This is a genomic window from Streptomyces niveiscabiei, assembly GCF_033794345.1.
GTDB lineage: Bacteria > Actinomycetota > Actinomycetes > Streptomycetales > Streptomycetaceae > Streptomyces > Streptomyces niveiscabiei.
Window position 1 is genome coordinate 26,548 of the sequence record NZ_JARAYJ010000042.1, and the last position, 12,736, is coordinate 39,283.

The window sequence follows — 12,736 nt, forward strand, 5'->3', positions numbered from 1 at the left end:
TCTCAGACCTCCAGCTCCTCCTCGATCCGCTTCAACTGGTGCCGCGCCATCGCCAGGTTGGACCGCTTCGAGTCCAGCACGAGGTACAGGAACAGCCCGTTGCCGCCGCGCCCGCTGAGGAGGCGCAGGAGGTGGTACTGGTCGGAGAGGGTGATGAGGATGTCCTCGATCTGCCCCTTCAGGCCGAGGTGCTCCATCGTCCGCATCTTCGCGCGGACGACGTCCGTGTTGCCGGCGGCGGCGACGTTGAGGTCGAAGCTCTTGCTGCCGCCGAGCGTGCCGAGGGCCATGCCGCTCGTGTAGTCGACGAGGGCGACGGCGGTGGCCCCCTCGATGGACGCGAGGGCTTCCTTGAGGGCGGTCTCGGTGTTGGCCATGGTCGTTGGGTTCCTTTCAACTCTCGGTGGTGGCACGCGTGTCGTCGGTGGGGGTGCGCGCCGGTCGGGCGGGCAGTGGGGGGAGTGGGGGGAGCTCGGGGAGGGGCGTGCTCTCGGCCGCCCCTGGCGTACTGGTCCTCTTCGCGCTGGTCTTCTTCGCGGCCCGCGTCCTCGCCGCCGCGTTCTCCTTGGCCGCCGCGTCCGTCAACTCCCCGATCCGGGCGCCGGTCCGCCGTCCTTCGAGGTGCAGCCGGCCCACGTTCACCCGGTCCTGGGCCAGCAGCGTCAGCACGGCGGACTCGCCGGCGGCGTACGTGGCGACGTACCCGTACACCCCGCGCACGAGCAGCTCGCGCAGCTCCCCCTGCCCGGTCTCGTCGGTGAGGCGTACGGCGACGCCGAGCGCGGCGGCGGTGAGCGCGGCGACCCCCTCCGGCTCGACCCCGGGCGTGTCCGCGGCGAGCACCAGCCCGTCGACGCTGGCCGCGAGCGCGCCGGTGAGCTGGGGCACGGAGGCCCTCAGCCGCCTCAACTCGTCGAGTATCCCGGCCTCGTGAGCATCCATCAGGTCCGTCCTCTCGGGCTGCGGTCGCTGCCGCTCAAAGGGCCTCCAGCGCATCTCTCAGCCTTTTCAGCAGGGCGAGTTGGGGGTCGTCGTCCGGAACCGCCGTGCCGGGTACGGGAGTTGGCGGGGCGAGCGGTGCCGCCGTCACCAGCCCCGCCGCCGCGAGCCGCCGTACGTCCAGCAGCGTGGGAAACGCCCGCCGTCCGAGCCGGTGCGCGATCCCGGTGGCCGTGCGTTCCCCGTCGACCTCGGCGAGGACGGCACGCCTGCGCGCGGGGAGCCGGCGTGGCGGGGGGTGGGGGTCGACGAGGCGCAGGGGCGCGTCGTCCGTACGGCCGTCCGGCCAGAGCCGGTCCAGCAGGGCCCGGCGCCGGCGTGTCTCGCGGTCCAGGAGCCCGGCGTCGACGGGCTGTACGGGGCCGGGGTCGTACCCGGTGTGGTCGTACCGGAAGCGGGCGGGGGCGTCGCCCGGGGTGAGGGTGAAGTACGCGGCGTCGAAGAGCGCCCCCAGCAGGGAGAGTTCCGCGGCGCCGCGCGGCAACCGCCCGTCCCGGACGAGGAGTTGGAGGTTCTCGCGGGTGCCGAGGAGGGCTTCGGGGCCCGGCGCCGCCGAGCTCTCGGCGTACACCACCCGCCCCCGGACCAGGTGCAGCGCGCCGCTGTCCCGGGTCAGCACCCCGCTCGCCTCCTCGGCCGCGAGCCGGGCGAGGAGCGGGGCCACCGCGCCGGTCACGTGCTCGCGGACGGGGAGCGGCGCCACGACGGCCATCACCCCAGCACCAGCTTCCCGGCCATCTCTTCGAGCCGGATGCGCGCGAGCGCGAGGTTGCCGTCGCGGCGGCCGAGCCACACGTGCAGGAAGACGCTGCTGTCGAAGTCGGTGCGGACGAAGCGCAGGAGGTGGTAGCTGTCGCGGTTGCTGATGATGAGGTCCTCGACCGAGGGGTCGTCGTCGCCCTCGCCGGACTCCGGCGCGAACACCCGCTGCTCGGCGGCGAGTCGGGCCAGCTCCGCGGCCTCCGTGGCCGCCGCCTCCGCGTCCCCGCCGGGGAACTCCCCGACACAGCCCAGCGCGAGACCGCTGGTCCAGTCGACCAGGGCGGCGCCCCGGGCTCCGGGCAGGCGCATGGCCTCCAGCAGACACTCGTCGATTCCGGGCACCGCGGACCCCTCCCGCCTCGGTTACGGCTGAGTGAGGGAGACGCTACAGACCGTGTGTGCGACGGGTGAGGTGTTTGGAATTTTCCCGGTGAAAATGCCAACGGCAAGCTAGGGTGGGTGAGTTTGCCTGCTTTTCGGGTTTATCGAACGCCCAGGGTGGTGAGCGCGTCGCCGTACGCCCCGCCGGCCTCGGCGAGGATCTCCGCCGTCGTCTGGGCGGCGCGGACGAGCGCGAACCCGGTACGGCCGTCCGCGCCGGGCGCGTACCCGTAGATCGCGGGCCGGGGAAGGGAGTTGTACGCGTAGTGGTGGGCGAAGTAGTACGCGCCCGTGTCCAGCGCCGCCGCGTAGTCGCCCTGTTCGAGCAGCGGCAGCGAACGCCCGCGCGCCAGCAGGTCGCCCGAGAAGCAGGCGGGCCCCGCGACGTCCTGCACGGTCTCGGGGCCGCCCTTGGCGCGGCCCTTCGCGTCGTACGCGGCGATCCTGAGCGGCCACGAGCCCGGCATGTACACGGTCCGGGTCGCGACCTGGACGCCCGCGTGCGTCACCGCGATGCGCCGGCCGCCCGCGCTCTTCGCGTACTCCACGCGCGCCACCACCGTGCCCTGCTTGGCCAGCAGCGAGCGGCCGAACTCGGTGACCAGCCCGTACCGGCCGGCGAACAGGCCCGGCACGGCCTCCTTCAGCAGGCGGGCGTACTGCGCGTACGTCGGCGCGGTCTCCTCCGAGCCGTAGTTCACCGGCAGGCCGCCGCCGATGTCCACGGTGTCGATCTGGCGGCGGCCGACGCGCCGGTTGATCTCCTCGACCAGCGCGTACGCCTCCGCCACGCCGCGCGCCATCAGGGTCAGCGGTACGCCCTGCGAGCCGGTGTGCGCGTGCAGGCGGGTCAGCCACGGGCGCTCCGCGTACGCGCCGATCACCCACTCGCGCGCGCCCTCGTCCCGCAGGGCGACACCGAACTTCGAGGTGGGGGTGGCCGTCGAGGTCGACTCGATCGTGCCGCCGCCGACCTGCGGGTTCACGCGCAGGCCGATCGGGGAGGCGCCCGGCGTCTCGCGCCGCAGTGCGTCGATACGGGCCAGCTCCTGCGGGTTGTCCGCGTTCACCGCGACGCCCAGGGCGAGAGCCTCGCGCAGTTCCGCCGGGGTCTTCGCGGGGGAGTCCAGTACGGTCGTCTCCGGGGTGAACCCCGCCGCGCGCGCGAGGGCGAGTTCGCCGGGGCTCGCGACCTCGGCGCCGAGGCCGGCCTCGCGCAGCAGGCGCAGGACCGGCACCAGAGGGGTGGCCTTGACGGCGAAAGCGTGCAGGACCGGGGTGCCGGGGGCCACGACGGCGTCGAACGCGGCCGTCAGCTCCGCCGCCGACTCCCTGATGCCGGTGACGTCCAGGAGGCCCACGAGCGGGGCGTCCGGGCCCAGCAGGCCCTGCTCCACCGCCGCGCGGACCGCGTCGTCCCGGCGCGCCGCCCGTGCGTCGTCCACCGCTTGCCTGTCTGCCGCCTGCCGCACATCAGCCCCCGTCGAGGTGGTCCGGTACCGGTGTCTTCGTCGGCCGGAGCATGCCCCGGCTCGCGCCCGGGTGTGCCCCTCCTTCCAGCCAAACACCCGTACGGCGTGCGTGTCGGTTCCCCGCCCTATTGACTAGTTCTATTCAGCTAGCCAGGATGTGAATAGAACCGGAATATCGATGACGTGTCCCAGGAGGCAGCCCATGTCAGGACCCCGGCCCGTTCGAGCCCCCCGCGGAACCGGACTGAACACCCTGGGCTGGCAGCAGGAAGCCGCCCTGCGGATGCTCCAGAACAACCTGGACCCCGAGGTCGCCGAACACCCCGACAAGCTCGTCGTCTACGGCGGCACCGGCAAGGCCGCGCGCGACTGGCGCTCCTTCGACGCGATGGTCCGCACGCTCACGACCCTCAAGCAGGACGAGACCATGCTCGTCCAGTCCGGGCGGCCCGTCGGCGTCATGCAGACCCACGAATGGGCGCCGCGCGTCCTCATCGCCAACTCCAACCTCGTCGGCGACTGGGCGAACTGGGAGGAGTTCCGCCGCCTGGAGGCCCTCGGGCTGACCATGTACGGCCAGATGACCGCCGGGTCCTGGATCTACATCGGCACGCAGGGCATCCTCCAGGGGACGTACGAGACGTTCGCCGCCGTCGCCGCGAAGAAGTTCGGCGGCACCCTCGCCGGGACGATCACCCTCACCGCCGGGCTCGGCGGGATGGGCGGCGCCCAGCCGCTCGCCGTCACCATGAACGACGGCGTCGCGATCTGCATCGACTGCGACCCGCGTGCCATCGAGCGCCGGATCGAGCACCGGTACCTGGACGTGAAGGCGGACAACCTCGCCCACGCGCTCCGGCTCGCCACCGAGGCCCGCGACCAGCGCAAGCCGCTGTCCATCGGCCTCCTCGGCAACGCCGCCGAGCTGCTCCCGCAGATGCTCGCCGAGGGCGCCCCCATCGACATCGTCACCGACCAGACCTCCGCCCACGACCCGCTCGCCTACCTCCCGGTCGGCGTCGACTTCGACGACATGGCCTCCTACGCCGCGAAGGACCCGGCCGGGTTCACCACCCGCTCCCGCGAGTCCATGGCCCGGCACGTCGAGGCCATGGTCGGCTTCATGGACGCCGGCGCCGAGGTCTTCGACTACGGCAACTCCATCCGCGGCGAGGCCAGGCTCGCCGGGTACGACCGCGCGTTCGCGTTCCCCGGGTTCGTCCCCGCGTACATCCGGCCCCTCTTCTGCGAGGGCAAGGGCCCCTTCCGCTGGGCCGCGCTCTCCGGCGAGGCGTCCGACATCGCGAAGACCGACAAGGCGATCCTCGACCTCTTCCCCGAGAACGAGTCCCTGGCCCGCTGGATCAAGATGGCCGGCGAACGCGTCCACTTCCAGGGACTCCCCGCCCGCATCTGCTGGCTCGGCTACGGCGAGCGCGACAAGGCCGGCGAGCGCTTCAACGACATGGTCGCGAGCGGCGAGCTGGCAGCGCCCCTCGCCATCGGCCGCGACCACCTGGACACCGGCTCGGTGGCCTCCCCCTACCGCGAGACCGAGGCCATGCTCGACGGCTCCGACGCCATCGCCGACTGGCCGATCCTCAACGCCATGGTCAACGTCGCCTCCGGCGCCTCCTGGGTCTCCCTCCACCACGGCGGCGGCGTCGGCATGGGCCGCTCGATCCACGCGGGCCAGGTCACGGTCGCCGACGGCACGAAACTGGGAGGCGAGAAGATCCGCCGCGTCCTCACGAACGACCCCGGCATGGGCGTCATCCGCCACGTCGACGCGGGCTACGACATCGCGGAGTCGGTGGCGGACGAGCGGGGCGTACGCATCCCGATGCGCGAAGGCGGGGACGCGTGAGGGACGGAGGTTCGTCCGTGTTGCCGAGGTCCGCGACGCCCCCCTCCTTCCAGGAGATGTGGCGCCAGCTCCACCCCATCGGGCGCCACCCCGACTCCCACGGCTACCGGCGTTTCGCCTGGACCCCCGCCGACGCCGACTGCCGGGTCTGGTTCAGGGAGCAGGCGGAACTGCGGGGGCTGGTGTACGAGGTTGATCGGAACGGGAATCAGTGGGCCTGGCTCGGAGATCCGGCCATCGGGGACGCTGTCGTCACCGGGTCGCATCTTGACTCCGTTCCCGATGGAGGGGCCTTCGATGGGCCGCTCGGGGTCGTGTCCTCCTTCGCCGCGCTCGATGAACTGCGGGCGCGGGGTGTCGAGTTGGGCAAGCCCCTCGGCATCGTCAACTTCGGGGACGAGGAGGGCGCCCGGTTCGGGCTGGCCTGTGTCGGGTCCCGGCTCACCTCGGGGAAGCTGACCCTCGCGCAGGCCCATCAGCTGGTCGACGGCGACGGGATCAGCCTCCCGAAGGCGATGGAAGCCGCCGGGTACGACCCCGACGGCATCGGTGCCGACAGCGAGCGCCTCGACCGCATCGGCGCCTTCGTCGAACTGCACGTCGAGCAGGGCAGGGCACTGGACCTCTCCGGGGACCAGGTCGGCATCGCGAGCGCCATCTGGCCGCACGGGCGCTGGCGGTTCGACTTCCGGGGCGAGGCCAACCACGCGGGCACGACCCGCCTCGTGGACCGGCGCGACCCGATGCTGCCGTACGCGGAGACCGTGCTCGCCGCACGCCGGGAAGCGCGGCTCGCCGGCGCTGTCGCCACGTTCGGAAAGATCTCCGTCGAGCCGAACGGCGTCAACGCGATCCCGTCGCTCGTACGCGGCTGGCTGGACTCCCGCGCGGCCGGACAGGAGACCCTCGACACGGTGGTCACCGGCATCGAGAGGGCCGCGCAGGCGTACGCGCGGGAACACGGCGTCGAACTGGACGTCGTCCGCGAGTCGTTCACGCCGGTCGTGGAGTTCGACCACGCCCTGCGCGACGAGCTGGCCCGCATCCTCGGCAAGGACACCGGCCTCACCGTCCCCGTCCTCGGCACCGGCGCGGGACACGACGCCGGGATCCTGTCGGGACGCGTCCCGACCGCCATGCTGTTCGTGCGCAACCCCACCGGCGTCTCGCACTCCCCGGCGGAGTCCGCGACGGAGGACGACTGCGTGGCCGGGGTGCAGGCGCTCGCCGACGTACTGGAAGGGCTGGCCCGCGCATGACGACGTACTGGCTGGAGCACGCCTGGCTGGACCCGGCGGTGGAACCGGGCGTGGCCCTGGAGGTCGCCGACGGCAGGATCACGGCCGTGCACAAGGGCGTCGAGGCGCCGCCCCCGGGCGCCGAGGTGCTGCGGGGCCTGACCCTCCCCGGCCTGGCGAACGCGCACAGCCACGCCTTCCACCGGGCCCTGCGCGGCACGGTCCAGGTCGGGTCCGGGACGTTCTGGACCTGGCGCGAGGTGATGTACGGCGTCGCGGACCGGCTCACCCCGGAGAAGTACCACGCGCTGGCGCGGGCGGTGTACGCGGAGATGGCGCTCGCCGGGATCACGACGGTCGGCGAGTTCCACTACGTGCACCACACCCCGGACGGCACCCCGTACGCCGACCGCAACGCGATGGGCGAGGCCCTGATCCAGGCGGCGGCGGACGCCGGGATCAGGATCACGCTGCTGGACGCCTGCTACCTGTCGGCGGGCTTCGGCGAGCCCCCGAACCGGCACCAGCGCCGCTTCTCCGACGGCGACGCGGAGAGCTGGGCGGCACGCTGTGCAGAACTCAAGGAACAGGATCACGCCCGGATCGGCGCGGCGATCCACTCGGTCCGGGCGGTCCCGGCGGACCAGCTCGCGACCGTCGCGGCCTGGGCCCAGGATCGCCGGGCCCCCCTCCACGTCCACCTCTCCGAGCAGACCGCCGAGAACGACGCCTGCGAGGCCGCCCACGGCCGCACGCCCACGCAGCTCCTCGCCGACCACGACGTCCTCGGCGCCCGCACCACCGGCGTCCACAACACCCACCTCACGGCGGACGACATCGCCCTGATCGGCGGCTCGGGCACCGGCACCTGCATGTGCCCGACGACGGAACGCGACCTGGCCGACGGCATCGGACCCGCCGCAGCCCTCCAGCGAGCCGGTTCCCCGCTCTCGCTCGGCTCCGACAGCCACGCCGTCATCGACCTCTTCGAGGAGGCGCGGGCGATGGAGCTGGACGAGCGCCTGCGCACCCGCACCCGGGGCCACTGGACGGCCGCCGCCCTCCTGCGGGCGGCCTCGGCCGACGGCCACGCCGCGCTCGGCTGGGACACCTGCGGCACCCTCGCCCCCGGCTCCCTCGCGGACTTCACGACGATCGCCCTCGACTCCGTCAGAACCGCGGGCCCGCTGCCGCGGCTGGGCGCGGAGACGGCCGTATTCGCCGCGTCGGCGGCAGATGTCCGCCATACGGTCGTGGGCGGCCGGCACGTCGTACGGGACGGGGCCCACCAGGCCGTACCGGACGTCCCGCGAGCTCTCGCGGCGGCCGTCGCCGACCTGCGCTCCTGACCTTCGCAACCCACGAGGACGCCATGAACGCCCCCACCACGCCGAGCAGCCCCATCGGGCCGAACCAGGCGAACAGCACGACCGGTACGACGACCGTCATCACGAACATCGGCACTCTTGTCACCAACGACCCCTCCCTGGGCGACCACTCCCCACTCGGACTGATCCAGGACGCGGCCGTCGTCATTGACGGCGACCGCATCGTGTGGACCGGTGAGACCAGCAAAGCACCCGCCACTGACAATCGGGTCGACGCGGGCGGCCGGGCCGTCCTCCCCGGCTTCGTCGACTCCCACTCGCACCTCGTCTTCGCGGGCGACCGCACCGCCGAGTTCAACGCGCGCATGTCAGGACGGCCGTACACCGCCGGGGGCATCCGCACGACGGTCGCCGCGACCCGCGCGGCCACCGACGAGGCGCTGGAGGCCAACCTCACGCGCTACCTCGCCGAGGCCCTGCGCCAGGGCACGACCACGATGGAGACCAAGTCCGGCTACGGCCTGACCGTCGAGGACGAGTCCCGCGCCCTGCGCCTCGCCGCGCGCCACACCGACGAGGTCACCTACCTGGGCGCGCACATCGTCTCCCCGGACCACGCCGACGACCCCGCCGCGTACGTGGCTCTGGTTACCGGCGAGATGCTCGACGCCTGCGTCCCGTACGCCCGTTGGGTGGACGTCTTCTGCGAGAAGGGCGCCTTCGACGGCGACCAGGCGCGGGCGATCCTCACGGCGGGCAAGGAAAAGGGCCTCCACCCCCGCGTCCACGCGAACCAGCTCACGTACGGGCCGGGCGTCCAGCTCGCCGTGGAGCTCGACGCGGCGAGCGCGGACCACTGCACGCACCTCACGGACGAGGACGTCGACGCGCTGGCCAACAGCGACACGGTGGCCACCCTGCTGCCGGGCGCGGAGTTCTCGACGCGGGCCGAATGGCCGGACGCGCGGCGCCTGTTGGGCGCGGGGGCGACGGTCGCGCTCTCCACGGACTGCAACCCGGGGTCGTCCTTCACGTCCTCGGTCCCGTTCTGCATCGCGCTGGCCGTACGGGACATGGGGATGACGCCGGACGAGGCGGTGTGGTCGGCGACGGCGGGCGGGGCGGCGGCGCTGCGGCGTACGGACGTGGGCCGGGTGACCCCGGGCGCCCAGGCGGACCTGATCCTCCTGGACGCCCCGAGCCACGTGCACTTGGCGTACCGGCCGGGGGTGCCGTTGGTGAAGGGGGTGTGGCGGAAAGGGACACAAGAGGTATGACCGGAGTCACTCCTCTACGGTCAGTCCCTTCCTGAGCCGCACCAGCGTCCGTGCCAGCAGCCGCGACACATGCATCTGCGAGATCCCCAGCTCCTCCCCGATCTCCGACTGCGTGAGCCCGGCGACGAAGCGCAGCGACAGGATCCGCCGTTCCCTGGGCGGGAGTTCGGCGATCAGGGGCTTCAGCGACTCGATGTACTCGATGCCTTCGAGCCCGTGGTCCTCGTACCCGATCCGGTCCGCGAGCGCGCCCTCGGTCTCCTCCTCGTCGGGCTGGGCGTCGAGGGAGGAGGCGGTGTACGCGTTGGACGCGGCCATTCCCTCGACGACCTCGTCGGCGGAGATGCCGAGCCGCTCGGCCAGCTCCGCGACGGTGGGGGAGCGGTCGAGCCGCTGGGAGAGTTCGTCGCCCGCCTTGGCGAGTTCGAGCCGCAGTTCCTGGAGCCGGCGCGGCACGCGCACGGACCAGGAGGTGTCCCGGAAGAACCGCTTGATCTCGCCGACGATCGTCGGCATGGCGAAGGTGGGGAACTCGACGCCCCTGCTCAGCTCGAACCGGTCGATGGCCTTGATCAGCCCGATCGTGCCGACCTGGACGATGTCCTCCATCGGCTCGCTGCGGGAGCGGAAGCGCGAGGCGGCGAACTTGACGAGCGCGAGGTTCAGCTCGACGAGGGTGTTGCGGACGTACGCGTACTCGTGGGTGCCCTCTTCGAGGGCTTCGAGGCGGGTGAAGAGCGTCTTGGACAGCGCGCGGGCGTCGACCGCGCCGATCTCGTCGTACGGGGGGATGTCGGGCAGATCCGCGAGGGGATCGAGGTCGTGGGGATCAAGCTGTTCCGGTGGGGGTGTCGACGCCGCCGTCGGGGGCCGGGATGCGTCGAGCCGGGGTGACATGTCGTCCTCCATCGTTCTCGGCAGGTGTGGCGAATGGCTGCCGGAGCCAGTACATGTGGACTGCGGTGTGCGGCGCCTCCGAGGCCGTCCGGATCGTTTCCCCGGGAAACGGGGCTTCCTACTAGCCCTACCTGCTTCCCCGACCCCACCGCAACTATCATATGTCCTTTTTGTCAAGCTTGGTGCGGTTGTTCGGGTGTCCGGGGCCGGTGTACAAGGCGTAGTGTTCGAGAGCATCGGTACGCGGCGACGACCTCGGGAGAGATGACGGCATGGACCACGGGACGGTCGGCAGCGCACAGTCGGGCCGGCTGCTGGTGGAGGTGCGGGAAGAGGGCTCCAGCGCGGTCGTCACCCCCTCGGGTGAGCTCGATCACCACACCGCGGAGCTGCTGCGCGAACCTCTGGACGCGTGTCTGGCGAAGGGTTTCAGCCGTCTCGTCATCGACTGCTCACGGCTGGAGTTCTGCGACTCCACCGGGCTGAACGTGCTGCTCGGCGCCCGCCTCAAGGCGGAGGCCACCGGCGGTGGCGTCCACCTCGCCGGGATGCAGCCGGTCGTCGCCCGGGTCTTCGAGATCACCGGCGCCGAGGCCGTCTTCACCGTTCACGCCACGGTCGCCGACGCGCTGCCCGGCCCCGCCGCCGACGGCTGAGACTGCCCGCCCGCCGGAGTGTGTTCCGTACGCCGCGCCGGGCAGGAGACTTCGTGAACATGTCGGCGGCACGTGTGTACGAACCCGCGCGGGAGCGGGTGCCGTCGGCCCTGAGAACGACCTGGTGCCTCTGGAACCGGTCAAACTGGTGAGGTGAAGCGCTGATGAGCACCACCCGGCCCCCTGTGCCTGTGCCGTCCGGCGACGAGCCGTCCGGCGAGGGTGTCCGGCGGTTGCGTCTCGACGGCGCGAGCGGCGTCGTACCGCTCGCCCGGGACTTCGCCCGGCAGGCGCTGTACGCGTGGGGCTGGCTCCCGGCGTCCGGCGCGGACCGCCGCGCGGCGGCCGAGGACGTGCTCCTCGTCGTCTCCGAGCTGGTCACCAACGCGTGCCTGCACGCCGGGGGCCCCGATGAGATCCGCCTCTCCTGCGACAACAAGGTCATCCGGGTCGAGGTCGCGGACCGGGGCACCGGCCAGCCCGCCCCCCGCACCCCGCACCGCGCGGGGCGGCCCGGAGGACACGGCATGTTCATCGTGCAGCGCCTGTGCCTCGACTGGGGGGTCGTACGGGCGCAGGGGGTTTCCGGCAAGACGGTGTGGGCCGAGGTGGGGGCACCCGCGTAACGCGAAGCACGCCCGGCCCACCGGGGGACCGGGCGCGCTCCGACTCGCCTACGACCGCTTGGCACCGCCCGTGAAGGCGGCCCACTGGCCGGCCGTGAAGACCAGGGCGGGACCCTGACCGTCGTGCTTGGTGTCGCGCGCGGCGACTTGTCCGTTGCCGAGGAAGGCGACCTCGACGCAGTTCGCATTGCCGTTGCTACGGGTGCTCTTGCGCCAGACCGCGCCTGTCAGGTCGGCACTGTTCACTTTCCTTGCTCCTTCGCTGCCCTCTTGAAGAGGCTCGTGCTGCCCGCTTGGTCCAGCGCCGAGCCCCAGATGTCCTTGAACGCCGTGTCGTAGCGCTCGATCTCATGGGGTTTGTCGAGGTACAGGGACCCCGTGAACCCCTCCACGTAGATTGTGGGCGGTTCGGTGTCCCGGCCATCACTGGTGGTCGGGAAGCGCATGAGGACGAACGGGCCGGACGTCATCCCCTTGTGCAGGCCCACGGAGTGGGGCACGACGCGGATGCTCACGTTGTCCAGGTCGTTCAGGTCCGCCAGCCTGTTCAACTGGTCGGCCATGATCTTCGGGCTGCCCACAGGACAGTGCAGCACGCCTTCGTTGAGCACGACATCGACCTTGGGCGCATCCGTCACCCGGGTCAGCAGTACCTGCCTGGTGATGGACACCTGCGTTCGCCGTTCGACCTCCTCCTCGTCCCGCTCGGGGTCGTAGGCCCGGATCAACGTGCGAGCGTAGTCCGGTGTCTGGAGCAGCCCGGGGACGAGTTGCGACTCGTACCACTGGAGGGAGGAAGCCGCCTCCTCCAACCCCACGTAGAGGTCGAAGAACTCCGGGATCACATCCCCGTACGAGTGCCACCACCCCTTGCTCTTCGTCTCTTTCGCGAGGCCCATCAGCGCCTGCGTCAACTCGGCGGGCGCCCCGTACACCTTGCACATGGCCTCCACGTCGAGGCTGCGCAGGGACGTCTGGCCGGTCTCGATGCGCCACAGCTTCGGCTCCGACCACTCCAGCTTGGTCGAGGCGGCCCGAGCCGTCAGGCGTGCGCGATTGCGCAGCTCACGCAGGTGACGGCCGAGCTGCCTGCGCGGAACCGTCGAGCCGGTAACCCCTGTCACGTGTCCCCACCTTCCAACAGTCCGAATACCCCGTGCACTTGATATGTAAGCGCGGGCAGTTTCATTACGCAATGGCGTACAAGAATTCGAGAATCGAGAAGCGATTCTT

The 12,736-nt window shown here is 71.7% G+C and carries 14 protein-coding genes; 6 read left to right on the plus strand and 8 right to left on the minus strand.

Going from position 1 to position 12,736, the window contains the following annotated elements:
• Nucleotides 1-2: 2 nt before the first annotated feature.
• The 5 genes from PV682_RS37275 to PV682_RS37295 form a co-directional block, all read right to left on the minus strand.
• Nucleotides 3-377: a roadblock/LC7 domain-containing protein gene (locus PV682_RS37275; protein WP_109363654.1), complete on the minus strand. Its 375-nt coding sequence runs from the start codon at nt 375-377 to the stop codon at nt 3-5.
• Nucleotides 378-393: 16 nt separating this feature from the next.
• Nucleotides 394-942 (minus strand): roadblock/LC7 domain-containing protein, encoded by a 549-nt coding sequence (locus PV682_RS37280; protein ID WP_319736172.1) that lies wholly within the window; start codon nt 940-942, stop codon nt 394-396.
• Between the two features lie 34 nt (nt 943-976).
• Nucleotides 977-1,711 carry a transcriptional regulator gene (locus tag PV682_RS37285; RefSeq protein WP_319736173.1) on the minus strand — a complete coding sequence of 245 codons (735 nt, stop codon included), beginning with the start codon at nt 1,709-1,711 and terminating at the stop codon, nt 977-979.
• Nucleotides 1,711-2,103 (minus strand): hypothetical protein, encoded by a 393-nt coding sequence (locus tag PV682_RS37290; protein WP_319736174.1) that lies wholly within the window; start codon nt 2,101-2,103, stop codon nt 1,711-1,713. Before PV682_RS37290 ends, PV682_RS37285 begins: the two co-directional genes overlap by 1 nt.
• A gap of 140 nt (nt 2,104-2,243) precedes the next feature.
• Nucleotides 2,244-3,587, minus strand: a complete 1,344-nt coding sequence (locus tag PV682_RS37295) for a type III PLP-dependent enzyme domain-containing protein (protein ID WP_319736175.1) — start codon at nt 3,585-3,587, stop codon at nt 2,244-2,246.
• A 229-nt stretch (nt 3,588-3,816) separates the two neighbouring features.
• Between PV682_RS37295 and hutU the strand changes: the two genes are divergently transcribed.
• From hutU to hutI, 4 genes are read left to right on the plus strand one after another with little or no spacing between them, the layout of a single operon-like run.
• The gene (hutU, locus tag PV682_RS37300) at nt 3,817-5,481 is read left to right on the plus strand and encodes a urocanate hydratase (protein ID WP_319736176.1); all 1,665 of its coding nucleotides are present in this window, start codon (nt 3,817-3,819) and stop codon (nt 5,479-5,481) included.
• A 56-nt stretch (nt 5,482-5,537) separates the two neighbouring features.
• Nucleotides 5,538-6,740, plus strand: coding sequence for an allantoate amidohydrolase (locus tag PV682_RS37305; RefSeq protein ID WP_319736205.1), 1,203 nt, complete (start codon nt 5,538-5,540; stop codon nt 6,738-6,740).
• On the plus strand, nt 6,737-8,068 hold the full coding sequence (locus PV682_RS37310) for a formimidoylglutamate deiminase (protein WP_319736177.1): 1,332 nt from the start codon (nt 6,737-6,739) through the stop codon (nt 8,066-8,068). Before PV682_RS37305 ends, PV682_RS37310 begins: the two co-directional genes overlap by 4 nt.
• A 23-nt stretch (nt 8,069-8,091) precedes the next feature.
• Nucleotides 8,092-9,324, plus strand: coding sequence for an imidazolonepropionase (hutI, locus tag PV682_RS37315; protein WP_319736178.1), 1,233 nt, complete (start codon nt 8,092-8,094; stop codon nt 9,322-9,324).
• A 6-nt stretch (nt 9,325-9,330) separates the two neighbouring features.
• On the opposite strand, the gene PV682_RS37320 is transcribed toward hutI, so the two are convergent.
• Nucleotides 9,331-10,221 carry an RNA polymerase sigma factor SigF gene (locus tag PV682_RS37320; protein WP_319736179.1) on the minus strand — a complete coding sequence of 297 codons (891 nt, stop codon included), beginning with the start codon at nt 10,219-10,221 and terminating at the stop codon, nt 9,331-9,333.
• Nucleotides 10,222-10,493: 272 nt separating this feature from the next.
• Between PV682_RS37320 and PV682_RS37325 the strand changes: the two genes are divergently transcribed.
• The gene (locus PV682_RS37325) at nt 10,494-10,877 is read left to right on the plus strand and encodes an STAS domain-containing protein (RefSeq protein ID WP_319736180.1); all 384 of its coding nucleotides are present in this window, start codon (nt 10,494-10,496) and stop codon (nt 10,875-10,877) included.
• A 164-nt stretch (nt 10,878-11,041) separates the two neighbouring features.
• Nucleotides 11,042-11,503: an ATP-binding protein gene (locus tag PV682_RS37330; protein WP_319736181.1), complete on the plus strand. Its 462-nt coding sequence runs from the start codon at nt 11,042-11,044 to the stop codon at nt 11,501-11,503.
• A gap of 48 nt (nt 11,504-11,551) precedes the next feature.
• On the opposite strand, the gene PV682_RS37335 is transcribed toward PV682_RS37330, so the two are convergent.
• Nucleotides 11,552-11,749 (minus strand): DUF397 domain-containing protein, encoded by a 198-nt coding sequence (locus PV682_RS37335; protein WP_319736182.1) that lies wholly within the window; start codon nt 11,747-11,749, stop codon nt 11,552-11,554.
• Nucleotides 11,746-12,627 (minus strand): helix-turn-helix domain-containing protein, encoded by an 882-nt coding sequence (locus PV682_RS37340; protein WP_319736183.1) that lies wholly within the window; start codon nt 12,625-12,627, stop codon nt 11,746-11,748. The genes PV682_RS37335 and PV682_RS37340 overlap by 4 nt, the downstream gene beginning before the upstream one ends.
• Nucleotides 12,628-12,736: the final 109 nt, after the last annotated feature.